Annotated in this window: 17 protein-coding genes; 8 read left to right on the top strand and 9 right to left on the bottom strand. The window is 68.0% G+C overall.

The features are described 5' to 3' along the window. Nucleotides 1-270: 270 nt before the first annotated feature. Nucleotides 271-1,338, bottom strand: coding sequence for a threonine aldolase family protein (locus QFZ53_RS18135; protein WP_307298725.1), 1,068 nt, complete (start codon nt 1,336-1,338; stop codon nt 271-273). 86 nt (nt 1,339-1,424) lie between these two features. Between QFZ53_RS18135 and QFZ53_RS18130 the strand changes: the two genes are divergently transcribed. Further along, nucleotides 1,425-2,891, top strand: a complete 1,467-nt coding sequence (locus QFZ53_RS18130; RefSeq protein ID WP_307298724.1) for an MFS transporter — start codon at nt 1,425-1,427, stop codon at nt 2,889-2,891. Here the strand turns inward: QFZ53_RS18130 and QFZ53_RS18125 are convergent, their stop codons facing one another. Then, entirely contained in the window at nt 2,892-3,401 is a 510-nt protein-coding gene (locus QFZ53_RS18125) for a hypothetical protein (RefSeq protein WP_307298722.1), read from the bottom strand. A gap of 97 nt (nt 3,402-3,498) precedes the next feature. Beyond that, nucleotides 3,499-3,897 (bottom strand): VOC family protein, encoded by a 399-nt coding sequence (locus QFZ53_RS18120; RefSeq protein WP_307298721.1) that lies wholly within the window; start codon nt 3,895-3,897, stop codon nt 3,499-3,501. Nucleotides 3,898-3,999: 102 nt separating this feature from the next. Here QFZ53_RS18120 and QFZ53_RS18115 point away from each other — a divergent pair, with 102 nt between their 5' ends. Next, complete coding sequence (locus QFZ53_RS18115; protein ID WP_307298719.1) at nt 4,000-4,959, top strand: helix-turn-helix transcriptional regulator; 960 nt, start codon at nt 4,000-4,002, stop codon at nt 4,957-4,959. Between the two features lie 8 nt (nt 4,960-4,967). On the opposite strand, the gene QFZ53_RS18110 is transcribed toward QFZ53_RS18115, so the two are convergent. Together QFZ53_RS18110 and QFZ53_RS18105 are read right to left on the bottom strand one after the other, a co-directional pair. Beyond that, nucleotides 4,968-5,606: an SDR family NAD(P)-dependent oxidoreductase gene (locus tag QFZ53_RS18110; RefSeq protein WP_307298718.1), complete on the bottom strand. Its 639-nt coding sequence runs from the start codon at nt 5,604-5,606 to the stop codon at nt 4,968-4,970. Nucleotides 5,607-5,746: 140 nt separating this feature from the next. Beyond that, nucleotides 5,747-7,249, bottom strand: coding sequence for a DUF6421 family protein (locus tag QFZ53_RS18105; protein ID WP_307298716.1), 1,503 nt, complete (start codon nt 7,247-7,249; stop codon nt 5,747-5,749). Between the two features lie 70 nt (nt 7,250-7,319). On the opposite strand from QFZ53_RS18105, the gene QFZ53_RS18100 reads away from it, so the two are divergent. After that, nucleotides 7,320-7,778, top strand: a complete 459-nt coding sequence (locus tag QFZ53_RS18100; protein ID WP_292908721.1) for an Lrp/AsnC family transcriptional regulator — start codon at nt 7,320-7,322, stop codon at nt 7,776-7,778. A gap of 88 nt (nt 7,779-7,866) precedes the next feature. Further along, nucleotides 7,867-8,568 (top strand): alpha/beta fold hydrolase, encoded by a 702-nt coding sequence (locus tag QFZ53_RS18095; protein WP_307298713.1) that lies wholly within the window; start codon nt 7,867-7,869, stop codon nt 8,566-8,568. Nucleotides 8,569-8,677: 109 nt separating this feature from the next. Here the strand turns inward: QFZ53_RS18095 and QFZ53_RS18090 are convergent, their stop codons facing one another. Next, nucleotides 8,678-9,364, bottom strand: coding sequence for an ArsR/SmtB family transcription factor (locus tag QFZ53_RS18090; protein ID WP_307298711.1), 687 nt, complete (start codon nt 9,362-9,364; stop codon nt 8,678-8,680). Between the two features lie 380 nt (nt 9,365-9,744). On the opposite strand from QFZ53_RS18090, the gene QFZ53_RS18085 reads away from it, so the two are divergent. The 4 genes from QFZ53_RS18085 to QFZ53_RS18070 all read left to right on the top strand — a co-directional run bounded on the left by QFZ53_RS18085 (nt 9,745) and on the right by QFZ53_RS18070 (nt 12,254). Next, nucleotides 9,745-10,131 (top strand): cupin domain-containing protein, encoded by a 387-nt coding sequence (locus QFZ53_RS18085; protein ID WP_307298710.1) that lies wholly within the window; start codon nt 9,745-9,747, stop codon nt 10,129-10,131. A 13-nt stretch (nt 10,132-10,144) separates the two neighbouring features. After that, nucleotides 10,145-10,435 carry a DUF4287 domain-containing protein gene (locus tag QFZ53_RS18080; RefSeq protein ID WP_307298708.1) on the top strand — a complete coding sequence of 97 codons (291 nt, stop codon included), beginning with the start codon at nt 10,145-10,147 and terminating at the stop codon, nt 10,433-10,435. Nucleotides 10,436-10,454: 19 nt separating this feature from the next. Continuing rightward, nucleotides 10,455-11,102, top strand: coding sequence for a dihydrofolate reductase family protein (locus QFZ53_RS18075; protein WP_307299438.1), 648 nt, complete (start codon nt 10,455-10,457; stop codon nt 11,100-11,102). A 168-nt stretch (nt 11,103-11,270) separates the two neighbouring features. After that, nucleotides 11,271-12,254, top strand: a complete 984-nt coding sequence (locus tag QFZ53_RS18070) for a 1,4-dihydroxy-2-naphthoate polyprenyltransferase (RefSeq protein WP_307298707.1) — start codon at nt 11,271-11,273, stop codon at nt 12,252-12,254. A gap of 9 nt (nt 12,255-12,263) precedes the next feature. Here QFZ53_RS18070 and QFZ53_RS18065 read toward each other — a convergent pair whose 3' ends face one another. Genes QFZ53_RS18065 through QFZ53_RS18055 form a run of 3 tightly spaced genes read right to left on the bottom strand, consistent with a single transcriptional unit; the run spans nt 12,264 to nt 14,079 of the window. Then, entirely contained in the window at nt 12,264-12,545 is a 282-nt protein-coding gene (locus QFZ53_RS18065) for a DUF4229 domain-containing protein (RefSeq protein ID WP_292908711.1), read from the bottom strand. Between the two features lie 41 nt (nt 12,546-12,586). After that, a complete protein-coding gene (locus QFZ53_RS18060) occupies nt 12,587-13,207 on the bottom strand; it encodes a hypothetical protein (protein ID WP_307298706.1) in 621 nt (206 codons plus the stop codon). Next, complete coding sequence (locus QFZ53_RS18055) at nt 13,204-14,079, bottom strand: hypothetical protein (protein WP_292908708.1); 876 nt, start codon at nt 14,077-14,079, stop codon at nt 13,204-13,206. The genes QFZ53_RS18060 and QFZ53_RS18055 overlap by 4 nt, the downstream gene beginning before the upstream one ends. Between the last annotated feature and the right edge of the window lie 31 nt (nt 14,080-14,110).

Genomic DNA, 14,110 nt, shown 5'->3' with positions numbered 1-14,110 from the left:
TCGCGGGTACCGTGAGAGTGACCTGGGGGAACGAGTCCCGGAGATTCGTCGAGATGTATCGAGCGAACCTTTCTAAGGTGTCGGTGTCAAAGTTCAGCGAAACGATTCATGTGATCGTGACCTCGATTTGGAACGATGGTGCCGGAGAGCTCCGATTTTCGATTGGGTCGAGCGTGGAGATCACCGACTCGCTTCTGCGTATATGAGTTACGCAACACCCCGTCTGACGTCTACGAAGTCGACACCCGCACCGCGGAGGGCTGAATCAGATCAGGCGCGGGTGAGGCGCGACAACTCGGCGACGAACGCGTCGACGTCTTCCTCCTGGGTGTCGAAGCCGCACATCCAGCGGACCTCGTTGCGCGCGGCATCCCAGTCGTAGAAGCGGAACTTCTCGCGCAACCGGTCGGCCACACCGTCGGGGAGGGTCGCGAACACGCCGTTCGACTGCGTCGGCTGCGTGAAGGCGACGCCCGTGATCGAGCCGTCGGCGATGCCTGCGTCGATCTCGCCGCGCAGGCGCTGGGCCATCGCGTTCGCGTGCTGCGCGTTGCGCAGCCAGAGGTCGCCCTCGAGCAGAGCGATCAGCTGCGCCGACACGAAGCGCATCTTCGACGAGAGCTGCATGTTGAACTTGCGGGAGTAGATGAGGCCGTCGGACGCGGCGGGATTCAGCACGACGATCGCCTCACCCAGCATCGCACCGTTCTTGGTGCCGCCGAAGCTGAGAACGTCGACACCAGCATCCGTCGTGAATGCGCGCAGCGGCAGGTCGAGGGCAGCCGCCGCGTTCGAGATGCGCGCGCCGTCGAGGTGCAGCTTCATGCCGTGCTCGTGCGCGTGGTCGGCGAGCGCCTTGATCTCTTCCGCCGTGTACAGGGTGCCGAGTTCGGTCGACTGGGTGATCGAGACGACCAGCGGCTGCGAACGGTGCTCATCGCCCCAGCCCCAGGCCTCGCGGTCGACGAGCTCGGGGGTGAGCTTTCCGTCGTCGGTCGGCACGGCGAGCAGCTTGAAGCCGCCGATCTTCTCGGGGGCGCCGCCCTCGTCGACGTTGATGTGCGCGGTGGACGCCGCGATCACCGCGCCCCAACGCGGGAGCATCGACTGCAGGCCGGTGACGTTCGCGCCGGTGCCGTTGAAGACCGGGAATGCCTGCGCCGTCTCACCGAAGTGCGACTGGAAGACCTCCTGCAGGCGCGCCGTGTAGGCGTCTTCGCCGTAGGCGACCTGGTGGCCCCCGTTGGCGGCCGCGATCGCGGAGAGGACATCGGGGTGGATGCCGGAGTAGTTGTCGCTGGCGAATCCCCGGATCGCGGGGTCATGCTGAATGCTCACTTCCCAAGTCTATTTGGGCTCGCCGCCCGCGCGATCCGCCGCAACGGGCTCTACCGGATGTCGGCGGCCCCGCCTACCCTCGAATCATGCAGCGCACCGCAGCGAAGACGGCGTTCACGAACGTCCTCCTCAACACGCTCATCGCCAACGTGACGACGAGCTTCCTCTGGTTCGCCCTCACGTTCTGGGTGTACATCGAGACCCGGTCGGTGCTCGCGACCGGCATCATCGGCGGCGCGTACATGCTGTTCATCGCGTTCTTCGCCATGATCTTCGGCACCATCGTCGACCGTCACCGCAAGCACACCGTCATGCTGCTCTCGAGTGTCATCTCGGCCGCCGCGTTCCTCGTCGCCGGGGTCCTGTACCTCTGGCAGCCCGAGGCCGCGCTGCTCGACCTCGGGGGTCCGTGGTTCTGGCTCTTCGCCCTCGTGATCCTGTTCGGCGGCGTGATCGAGCAGCTGCGCAACATCGCGCTGTCGACCACGGTCACGCTGTTGGTCGAGGAAGACAAGCGCGCGAACGCGAACGGACTGGTCGGCACGGTGCAGGGGCTCGCGTTCCTGGTGACCAGCGTGTTCTCCGGCCTCTCGATCGGATTTCTCGGCATGGGCTGGACCCTCGCGATCGCGATCGCCGCGATGGCGCTGACCTTCGTGCACCTCCTGTTCATCCGCATCCCCGAGGGCGCACCCGAACCCGACCCCACTGCGTCGAGCGCACTCGACTTCCGAGGCAGCGTGAAGGCGATCAGGCTGGCGCCAGGGCTGTTCGCGCTGATCATCTTCTCGACGTTCAACAACCTCATCGGCGGCGTCTACATGGCGCTCATGGACCCCTACGGCCTCACTCTCTTCGACGCGCAGACATGGGGATTTGCACTGGCCTTCGCCTCGACCGGATTCCTCATCGGCGGCGGGCTCGTGGCGAAGTTCGGGCTCGGAGCCAAACCGATGCGCACGCTGCTTCTCATCGTCATGGCGATGGGTCTGCTCGGCGCGGTGTTCATGCTGCGCGAGTGGTGGCCGCTGTACGTGATCGGCATGTGGATGTACATGGCTCTCGTGCCGCCCGCCGAGGCCGCAGAGCAGACGATCATCCAGAAAGTGGTGCCGTTCGACCGGCAGGGCCGCGTGTTCGGGGTCGCCGCCGCGATGGAAGCTGCGGCCGCTCCGGTCACCGCCTTCCTCATCGCGCCGATCGCCGAGTTCCTGATCATCCCGTACATGCGCAGCCCCGAGGGCAACCGGCAGTGGGGGTGGCTGCTGGGCGAAGGAGAGGCGCGCGGCATCGCGCTGATCTGCCTGTTCGCCGGTCTCATCATGGTCGTCGCGGGCGGCCTCGCCTTCCTGACCCGCTCGTACCGCAAGCTCACCGACCTCTACGCGCATGCACCGGCCCAAGAAGCGGGGGAGGGGGAGGTGGATGCAATTGCCTCGCCCTCCCTCGAGGCAGCGCCGTCTGGCGCTTCGGCGCCCATCGACCCGGTGTCGGCGCGTGGCGGCAGGGCGGGAGCGGACGGCATCGAGGCTCCCGGCGACGACCGCGCCTGATCAGCCGTGGGCGAGCGTCTGCAGCCCGACGACGGCGAGTCCGACGATCGCCTCGGCGCCGAGCGCGAGGAGGCGCTGCCACCAGGTCATCGGCACGCGCCGGATGCCGGCGAATCCGATCACGACGAGCGACAGGATGAGCCCCGCAGCCGAGACGCGCAGCGCGATCGTGGTCGACCACCATCCGATCAACGCGATGAGCAGCGCGACCACGGGTACGGCGACGGCTGACAGCGCGCCGAAGCTCGCGAAGACGGCGTGCGCGAATTCGCCGCGGGTCATGGTGCGCTCGGTCATGATCATGTGCGAGATGACGTCGGCGACGAGAACCGCGAGCAGGGTGCCCAGGGTCGTCACGGCGAGCGTCGTCAGTGCATCGGCCGCGGTGACCTCGTGCGATCCGAGTGCGAGCACCACGGCGAGGGCCACGAACGCCAGATAGATGCGCTCCTTGAGCCGGTCGCTCTGCGCGCGGCGGGAGATGGCCGGGGTCTCGGCGCTGTCGCTCATCGGACTCCTCGGTGTAGACGTGACTGGACGCCGCAGCATCCGTCGTCTCAGACTGCCACGATCTTCGTCGCCGTCGCCGTCGCCGTCGTCGTCGCCCTCAGCGCTCGAATCGCGACCTCGCCTCGGCGCCCGTCGGCGAGAAGAAGTTGATCAGGTTGCCATCCGGATCGCGGAACAGCAGAGAGCGATTGCCCCATGGCATGTCAGCGGGGCCGCTGACGAACTCGGTCACGACCGATCGCAGAGACGACGCCGAGTGGTCGACGTCCTCGACGAGGAAGTCGAGCATCACGGAGCGGTTCGCCCCGGCCTCCGCGGCGTTCTCGCCGAGCAGAGGCACGGTGGCGGAGCTCGCGATGGCGAGGGTCGCGGATGCCGTGCGCAGCTCCGCGAACAGCGGATGCAGTCGAACCGCCTTCAGGGCGGTGATGCGCTCGTAGAAGTCCACCAGACGATCCACGTCGTCGGTGATGATGCGGGTGGCGGCAAGCTGCATGGTTTCTCTCCTTGTGATGTTCGGCCCGGGACCTCGAGCCCGTCAGAAGGCTAGGAAAGATACCGGGCTGATTCTGTCCGGTATTGCGAGATGATAGGACTCATGACGGGGACGACAGGCCGTGTGCTGCAGCTGCTCGAGCTGCTGCAGTCGAGCCAGACCCGCACGGTGGCCGAGCTCGCCGAGCGCCTCGGCGTGGGAGAGCGCACCGTCCGCCGCTACGTGACACAGCTGATCGATCTCGAGATTCCGATCGAGTCGGTGCGAGGGCGCTACGGCGGGTACCGCATCGCGCCCGGGTACCGCGTGCCACCGCTCATGCTCGAGGAGGGTGAAGCGGTCGCTGTCGCCTTGAGCCTGCTCCGCGCGCAGTCCACCGACGAGGGGGAGACGCTCCCGGCGCGGACCGCGCTCGCCAAGATCGTGCGGTCTCTGCCGCCTACGGCAACCCGGAGCCTGGATGCACTGCTCGCCGGCACCGTGGTTCGGGAGCCGGCCGCAGAAGACGTACCCGATGCGTCGATCCTGCTCACGGTCGCCGACGCGGTGCGCACGCGCCGAGCCCTCGACATCCGATACCGCAACGCTGCTGACGAGCCGTCGCGGCGAGTGCTGCACCCGTACGACCTGGTCGCCCGGAGCGGCCGCTGGTACGTCGTGGGACTCGACCTCGAGCGCGCCGCCGAGCGAGTCTTCCGCGTCGACCGCATCCGCACCGCCCGTGCGCTGGTCGAGACGTTCCCCGTCCCTGCGCAGCCGCGGGATGCCGCTGCGCGGCTGGTCGAGGGCTTCGCTGATGCCGACTACCGGTGGCATGTGGTGCTGCGCATCCGGGCCGAGCACGAGGAGATCAGGCGACACCTGCCGGAGTCCGTCGCGAGGCTCACCCCTCTCGCCGGCGAGCAGGTGGGCTGGCACCGCGCGGACATCCGCGCCGAGAGGCTGGACTGGCTGCCTGCCGTGATCGCGGCTGTCGACGGCGCGACCGTGATCGAGGCCCCGGAGGAGTTGCGCGGCCGGGTGCGGGCCGCGGCCGACCGCCTGCTCGCCGCCGGCGCGTGAGCGCGGGCCTACAGCTCGATGATGGTGTCGTTCAGTTCGGCGGCGTCCGTGTCCCACAGAGCGACGGCGGCGGCGGCCAGCGCCTCCGGTTCCAGCGCCTTGACTCGGAACACGACGGATGCCGCCCGCAGGGGCTCCTGCCCATCCCGAGCAGCTTTCGCGAATCCGTGCGCGACCGACCGCGTCCAGGCCTCGCTCGCGGCCTTCATCGCGGCGTAGTTCGCACCGCCGGCCAGAGGTCGCGCGACGGCAGACGACGAGACGATCGCGAACCGGCCGGCATCCGAGGCCTGCAGGGCACCGTTGAATGCGCGACTCGTGGCGCGAACTGCCTGGAGCGCAGGCATCAGCGCGTCGAAGTCGGCATCCGTCTGCCCCGACAGGCCGCCTCCTCCGCGCCACCCGCCGACCAGCGGGATCACGGCGTCCACACTGTCGAGGCGCGCAGCCAACCCAGCCATCGACTCCAGAGATGTCGCGTCGGCGACCTCGACCTGAGCGCCTGCCTCGCGAAGCGGCTCGAGGCGCCCGGCAGAGCGGCCGGTCGCGACCACGCGCGCACCGGCGGTCAGAAGGCGGGAGGCCACTACGAGTCCCGCGTCGCTCGTCGCTCCGGCGAGGACGATCGTGCGCCCTGCAGCGTTCATGGGGTTCCTCCTCAAGGGTGTCACGCACTGCGGAGGATGTTACGGGCTTCGGAGGTCTCCCTGGGATATCTCCGATGCCCGTCACATCCTCCGCGAGACGTCACGCTCGCCCGTGGGCGTGACGTGGGCAGGGGAGCGGTTCAGTCGTCGGTTCCGCGGATGCCGACGGTCGACTCGATGACGGGCTTCATCTTCTTGTCGAGGGTCTCGAAGAACATCGACAGCGGGAACTCGTCGTCCATCACCGCATCCGTGTAGCCCTTGGGGGCTCCGGCGAGGATCTCGTCGCTCAGACCGCGAGCCCACTGCGATGCCGGGTGCGGGGTGAGCGTGCCGCGGACGAGCTCGTAGGCGGCGAGCCAGTGCGCGACCTTCGGGCGGTCGATCGAGTGCCAGTACAGGTCGTCGATCGCGTCGCCCAGCGCGACGACCGCGTCGGGGACGTTGTCCCAGTCGAATGCGAGGGCGGTGTCGGTCCAGTGCAGCACGCCCCGCTGGTGCAGCCAGGCGAACAGCAGCTGTCCACCGACCGCGTCGTAGTTGCGCGTGCGGTTGCCCGTGATCGCGAAGCGGAAGATCCGGTCGAAGATCACGGCGTACTGCACCAGCCCGGCGTGGTCGTGCATCTCCTGCTCGCTCGCCGTGAGCTCCTCGCCGGCCTCGATGCGCGCCGCGAGGGCGCGCTCGATCTTCACCGACTCGCGGAACGCGGTCATGTCGCAGCGCATCTCTTCGAGGGAGTAGAGGAAGAACGGCATCCGCTGCTTGATCATGAAGGGATCGAACGGCAGGTCTCCGCGCATGTGCGTGCGGTCGTGGATGATGTCCCACATCACGAACGCACGCTCGGTCAGCGCCTGGTCGTCGAGCATCGCCGCGGCGCGCTCAGGCAGCTCGAGGTTGGTGATCTCGGACGCCGCGCGCACGACGCGGCGGTAGCGGGCGGCCTCGCGGTCCTGGAAGATCGCTCCCCACGTGAACGAGGGGATCTCGCGCATCGCGACGGTCTCGGGGAACAGCACCGCAGAGTTCGTGTCGTAGCCGGGGGTGAAGTCGATCAGGCGCAGCGAGACGAACAGCTTGTTGCCGTAGTCGCCCGCCTCGAGCGCGCCGATGAACTCCGGCCAGATCGTCTCGACGATGAGCGCCTCGACCAGGCGGTCGCTCGAGCCGTTCTGCGTGTACATCGGGAAGACGACGAGGTGACGGATGCCGTCGACGCGGTGCTGCTGCGGCTGGAACGCGATCAGCGAGTCGAGGAAGTCGGGCACGCCGAAGCCGGAGTCCGCCCAGCGCTCGAAGTCCACGATGGACGCGGCGAGATACTCGGCGTCGTGCGGGAAGGCAGGGGAGAGCGCGCGGATGCCGGAGATGATCGCGGAGACGAGCTGGCGGGCCTTCTCATGGGTCGCTGAGCGGGGGCCCCCGCGCCCGGAGGCTCCGGACAGCGCGTCAGCGATGCCCGGAGTGGGCGTGGGGAGCGAAGCGTCCGGGATCGAGCCGTCCTTGATCTGCATCTCGCGAATCGCGATCGCGGCGTCCTTGAGCTGGGCCCAGGCGGCGGACTGCTCAGCAGTCGACGCGTCCTCGACGACCTCGGGTTCGCCGATGAGAGCGTTGCTGTGAGTGGTGGTGAGGGACATCGGGACCTCCGATCATGAAATGCAGGAAATATTCCGGTGATAGCCGGGTTCTCCCGATATTATTCCATGTATGGATGACTCTGTCGACCGCGCCATCCTCGCCGCGGTCTCGCGCGACGGGCGCGCCACACTCGCCCAGCTCTCCGACGCCGTCGGGCTTTCTGTGTCAGCCGTTCAGTCGCGACTCAAGCGCCTCGAGACCCGCGGCGTCATCACGGGTTACCGGGCGGTCGTCGACCCCGAACAGGTGGGCACCCCGTTGTCCGCCTTCATCGAGATCACTCCGCTCGATCCCGCTCAGCCCGACAACGCCCCCGAGCTGCTCGAGCATCTGCAGGCGATCGAAGCCTGTCACTCGATCGCCGGCGACGCCAGCTACATGCTGTTCGTCCGGGTTCCGTCGCCGCGCGCCCTGGAGGAGCTGGTTCGCGACATCCGGCTGGAAGCCAATGTCAGCACGCGCACCACCGTCGTGCTGCAGACCTACTACGAGCATCGGCCCATCATCCCGGTCGAGAACACTCCATAGGCGTTCCTGCCCGGCGCTCCGCGTGACGGCGGCGGCTTTCAGGATGACGACCTCGATCGCCGCCCGAGGATGCGGGCATCATAGAACGATGACTGCAGGATCATCCCGTCTACCGGTCGTGCTGCTGCACGGCTGGCCCGTCACCGAGGCGCACTGGCGGCATCTGCTCCCCCTTCTGGATCAGGCGGGCTTCGCCGCGGTGCCGATCACGCTGCCGGGTCTCGGCGCGAAGCCCGTTCAAGCCACGAGCTTCCGCAAGGCCGATCTTGCGCACTGGCTGAAAGACATGCTCGCTCAGCGGGGGATCACGCGGTTCGCGCTGATCGGTCATGACTGGGGCGCCACAGTTGCCGTGATTCTCGCCGCCGAGCTGGCTTCCGCGGTGACCGCCCTGGTCGTCGAGGAAGAGATCCTTCCCGGGATCGACATCCACATTCCTGAGCCGGGTCGAAGCCACTACCCGACCTGGCACGGGCCCATCAATCGCACGATCGGTCTCGCCGAACAGCTCGTCCCCGGGCGTGAAGCCGCGTACTACGGCATGTTCCTCGAGCAGAGCGCGGGTCCGGCGGGGCTCGATCCCGACACAGTCCGGTCATACATCGAGGCATACTCCGCACCGGGCGTTCTGGAGGCCGGCCTCGGTTACTACCGCACCGGCAGCGATGACCTCGGAGATGTCCGTGCGCTCGTCTCCGATCAGGTCGCCGCGCCAGTACTCGCGCTCGGCGGACGCTTCGCTTTCGCTCCGCCGTCGCCGACGGCGTCCGTCTCTTCGCCGAGGACGTGACCGGTGTCGTTCTCGAGGACTCCGGTCATTACCCGCTGGAGCAAGAGCCTGAAGCCGCGGGGCGCGCTGTCATCGAGTTTCTTCGCCGCCACGGGTAGGCGACCTTTCGTCACAGGGTCGCGCCGACCAACGCCTCGCCGAGCGGCGTGCGCAGGTGCAGCATTCGGGCGCCGTCTCTTTCCGAAGAGACCAGACCCGCGCCACGGAGCACGGTGAGGTGGTGGGATGCCGTCGAGACCGCGATGCCGGCATCCTTCGCCACCTGCGACGTCGTGCGCGCATTGCCGGCCTCGAGCAGGATCTCCGCTCGGGCGGGACCGAGCAATGCGCTCAGCGCGGCGGAGATCTCGATCGCGTCCTTAGCCCATCCCGCTGTGACCCCGCGGGCGGGGTAGAAGAGCGTCGGCTGCGCCGGCGGCTCGGTGAGCACCATGCAACCCCACGAGGACATGACCGAGGGAACCAGCACGAGACCGCTGCCGCGGCAGTCGACCTGCTCGCTGTGCCGCCGCAGCGACACGCGCACGGCGCCGTCGCCCCAGCCGACCTTCGGGTGCAGATCACCCGCCATGCCGGCGATGCCCCCGGTCGCGATCGCGCGCGAACGCACGACGATGTCGGCGCGCAGGATGCGCTCGAGTTGGGGCCACGCGGGTGCGAGCGCGGCCTCCCACACCTCCGACCAGGCGTCCGCGATGATCGCCCGCGCCCGGGTCGGGTGCTCCTGCATCTCGCGCAGGGCCTGCCGTCGTGCACCCGTCGAGCGCACAACCATCTTGCCGAAGTCGACCCGCATGCCATCGAGCGACGCCGCACGCGGGCGTCGAGTTCGGCTTCCGGGGTCATCTCCCAGCTCGCGGTCGCCGTGAGGAAGTCGGGCAGGTAGCCGTCGTCGCCGATCACGGCGGCGAGCACCGCGAAGCTGTCGCGAGGAAGGTTCTCGCGCACCGAGCGCAGCCAGCCCCATTGCAGCGGATGCTGCGCCGGACGCAGCAGCACCCGCACGGCATGGGCGAGTTCATGGCCAGGGGAGATGCCGAACCGCACCGCCTGGATGTCGCCAGGGCTCAGTTCGAATTCGACCCGGTGATCGGGATGCTCGACGCCTTCGATCGGCATGTTTCGACCCACATCGAAACTCTAGGGACTCATCGTGCGGCTGTCGAGACTGGTGGCATGAACAGGACACCGCTTCCCGCATCGGTCGTCGCCGGCGCCGACATCCGAATCGGCACCGGCCTCAGCCGAAAGTTCGAAGGCGCAGAGCACGGCGCGCATGTCTCGTACTTCTACGTCGAGAACCAGCCAGGTCAGGGCCCAGGACTGCATTGGCACCCATACTCTGAGACCTGGGTGGTGCTCGAGGGCACCGCTCGCATCACGGTCGGTGACGACACCTTCCTCGCCGAGGCGGGTGACACCGCCACCGGGCCCGCGTTCGTGCCGCATCGCTTCACGAACGTCGGCGACGGGATGCTGCGACTCATCGGCATCCACGCATCCCCCACGATCATCCAGACGTTCCTCGACGAGGACGAATCGGCACGCTCAGTGCAGGCATAGGACAGGAGAAAGCATGTCGTTCCAGGCATACCTCGACAACATCGAGACCAAGACCGGGCTCACACCCCGCCAGTTCGTCGACCTCGCCACCGAGAAGGGGTTCGGTCCGCAGACCAAAGCCACTCCGATTCTCGAGTGGCTGAAGGCCGACTACGACCTCTCGCGCGGATACGGAATGGCTCTCGTGCACGTCATCACCAAGGGCCCGCAGATCAGCGCCAAGCACGTCGGCACCGACGGTGCGCACGCCGACGCCTCGGACACCCTGTGGCTCGACGGCAAAGACACCAAGCCCGCTCTCTGACTCCACGGCAAGGAGAAGCATCATGGCCGTTCGCGCCGACCTCAACGTCTCACTCGACGGATTCGCGACCACCACCGACCAGACCCCAGAGAACCCCTTCGGAGACGACTGGGGCCGCCTCGTCGCCGCCTACGTGTCGACCCGTACCTTCCGTGCCCGGGTGCTCGGCGATTCCTCCGGGGAGGGGACGACCGGGCTCGACGAGGACTACGCGGCCGCGTACTTCGAAGAGGTCGGCGCCGAGATCATGGGCGCCGGCATGTTCGGCCTGCACGAGCACGGCGATGAGCCGGACTGGAAGGGATGGTGGGGTGATGAGCCGCCGTTCCACGTGCCGGTCTTCGTCCTGACGCACACAGCGCGACCGTCGATCGAGTTCGCCAACGGCACGGTCTTCCACTTCGTCGAGGCGACGCCGGGGGAGGCGCTCGCGAAGGCGACCGCAGTCGCCGGCGACGGGGACGTGCGCATCGGAGGCGGCGTGGACGTCGTGCGGCAGTTCCTGCGCGCAGGGCTCATCGATCGGATGCACCTCGCAGTCGCCCCGCTCGTGATCGGCAGCGGCGAACGCATCTGGGACGGCCTGCGTGGGCTCGAGAACGACTACGCCGTCCGCAATGAGGTGGCCGAGAGCGGCGTCACCCACGCGACGTTCACCCGGCGCTAAGCCACCCGCTGTCGTATCCGCCGCGCTCGTTCGGAAGGAGAACTCGCGGTGTGGAGGAGGATCTGCGCGGATTCCTCCTTCTGAACGCGAGTTCTCCTCCGGAACGGATGCCGTTCGAGATCGAGGACTGAACGCGGCCCGCAAAGCCACGCCTACTAGGATTCCTCCGTGGCAGCATCCTCACAGCGCAAGAACAAGAGCGCGAGCAAGAAGAAGAGCACTCGTACGGCGACCCGCACGAGCGGCAACCCGGCGAAGAAGCCGATCGTCGAGGCGGGCCCGGTGACGGCCCGTGACTGGATCGGCGCCGCCCGTCTGCGCACGCTGCCGCTCGCGATCGCGCCGGTCGTGATCGGCACCGGAGCCGCCCGCAGCACCGGGCCGGAGTTCCACTGGGTCATCGCGCTCGCCTGTCTCGCGGTCGCGGTGTTCCTGCAGATCGGCGTGAACTTCACGAACGACTACAGCGACGGCATCCGCGGCACCGACGCCCACCGCGTCGGTCCTGCGAGACTGACCGCGTCGGGTCGCGTGAGGCCGCGCACGGTGCTGATCATCGGACTGGTGTTCTTCGCGCTCGCCGCGCTGGTCGGCATCGCGATCGTGATCCGCACTCAGCAGTGGTGGATGCTGGCGGTCGGCGCCGTGTGCATCATCGCCGCGTGGTTCTACACCGGCGGCAAGCGCCCGTACGGCTACTTCGGCCTCGGCGAGGTCTTCGTGTTCGTCTTCTTCGGCCTCGTCGCGACACTGGGAACGACGTGGGTGCAGATCTTCGCGCTGCCGCAGCAGGCGTGGCTCGGGGCGATCGCCGCGGGGCTGTTCGCGTGCGCAGTGCTGCTCGCCAACAATCTCCGCGACATCGATCAGGACCGCCTGGTGGGAAAGCGCACCCTCACGGTGCTGATCGGCAAGCGCGCGACGCAGGTGCTGTTCACGCTGTTCGTGCTCGCGCCGTTCGTGATCGCCGTGCTGCTCGCGCTGCTCTTCCCGATCGCGTGGATCGCGCTGCTCGCCCTGCTCGCGGCCCTGCCCGCACTGCTGATCGTGTGGACGTACCGCAAGCCGGCGGAACTCGTCATCGCGCTCGCGCTGACCTCGCTCGCGGCGCTGCTGTACGCCGGCGCGCTGTTCTGGGCGTTCGTCGGCTGACGCCGGGGCTCAGGCCTCGGCGTCCTTGTCGAGAACCTCGTCTTCGGCCTCGGCGTCCTCCTGGCCCGTCGTGGTGCGGGTGCGCCGGCGCTCGTAGAGGTCGGCCGACGCCTCGGACAGCGGCGCGCGCAGGAACAGCATCGAGATGCTGACACCGATGAGCGCGGCGAAGATCACGGCCAGCCACCACAGCTCGCGGAAGATCGGGAAGAAGTACCAGAGGATCGCGAGCGGGAGGAGGAACGCCAGCAACCGCAGCACGGAGTAGACGAGGATCGGTGCGGGCTTCACTCTTTCAGTCTACTTTCGCCTGGGCGCGGCAGCGTCCGCAGTCAGGCCAATCCCATCGCTTCGAGGACATTCTGCTGATCCCGGGTGTTCGCGTTGACCGACACCTCATCGGAGTGGTTCACGTCGACCTCGAACGCTTCCTCGGAGAGCCCATCGGTGGGAAGCGGCCCGAACAGAGCATCGGCTGCGTCGCCGAGATCGCTGCTGCCGGCGTCGCCGTTGCCCGGCACCACACGAACATCGACCCGCTGCTGCTCCGCGGCCGGGACGACGGCCACGAGCACATCGCGCAGCACCTGCTCGGGAACGATGATCAGCGAAGGGTCGCTCTCAAGATCGACCTCCGGATATGCAGAGAGGATGCCGGAGGGGACGACGCGCACCTCGACGTGCAGATCGCACGCGCCTTCGCAGTTCCCCTGCCCGCGCAGGACCTCGTATCGCCACAGCCCGTCCTGTGTGTCGACGAGTTCGAGAGCCTCCTGAACGACGGGCAGCGCGTTCGCGACGTCGGTCGTGCTGGTGCCGAACGGATCGTCGAAGGGCGATCGGTCGTCGATGAGCGGGATCACGAAGCATCCGGTGAGCGGCAGGGCGCATATCAGGCCGACGAGCAGAGCCGTGATCGCGCGCCTTGCAAGGCGCTGTCGTGTAGCGGTCATGCGCGATCCTCTCCGATTCCCAGCGTAGCGAAGGGGACGCCGCGTACGACTCGGTGCCACGGGTGCTCACCCAGCGACCAGAGCATGCCAAGGTGCGGGTCGAGCGCGAGGTCCTGGCACCCCGCGGGCAGTGCCGTCGCGCTTGGTTCGACTGCGCCGAAACTCCCGCGCCACAGCGCACCCGGCCGCAGGCCGTCGGACTGCGAGATCAGGATGTCCTGTCCCCAGAGCGCCGCGCCCTGCATATGACGGACACCTGGGGTGAACTCTCGGACCGGAGCGAACCCGTGCGCAGTCAGCTCGAACTCCCCGATCCGGCCCTCCTCGCCTGAGCGGAATTCGCCGATCAGCACACGTGGCAGCGAACGCCCCGCCTCATCGAACACGCGCCCGACGAACGAACAGCGCAGATCGATCGGATGCTCGCGGGCGCGCACGGCGACGAGCGTCTTCGAGCGGGAGCCGCCGGTCAGGCGTCGTGCGGTCGTCCCTTGGACACGTCGGACGCCGGCCAGATCGAACTCCCAGACGCCCTGCCTGGTCGCGGCGGCGAAAAGCCGATCGCCGAACCATGCGAGCCCGCCGACGTGGATCCGCGCGGGCTCGAGCGCCCCGTCGTCGCCTTCGATCGCGAGCGCGACGTCGAAGCGCCGCGGACGGGCGAGGTCGATGAATGAGACCCGTGAGGCGAGGTGCGTGCGGTTCCGATCCTGCCGGAACCAGCTGATCGCCAGCATCCGCCGCCCCTGCAACAGGCCGGTGTCGACGCCCTGCGGATACCAACGGTTCGTCCACGACCGCGCCGTGAGCCAGCGCACGTCGGAGCCATGGCGCAGCACGGGTCTCCACGAGGGGCGGTGCGGGTGCGGCATGCGTCCATCGTCGCCGATCGACCTGGGAACC

Source organism: Microbacterium natoriense (genome assembly GCF_030816295.1).
Lineage (GTDB): Bacteria > Actinomycetota > Actinomycetes > Actinomycetales > Microbacteriaceae > Microbacterium > Microbacterium natoriense_A.
Note: the sequence above shows the minus strand (reverse complement) of the source record. Positions and strands in the feature narration are given on the sequence as shown.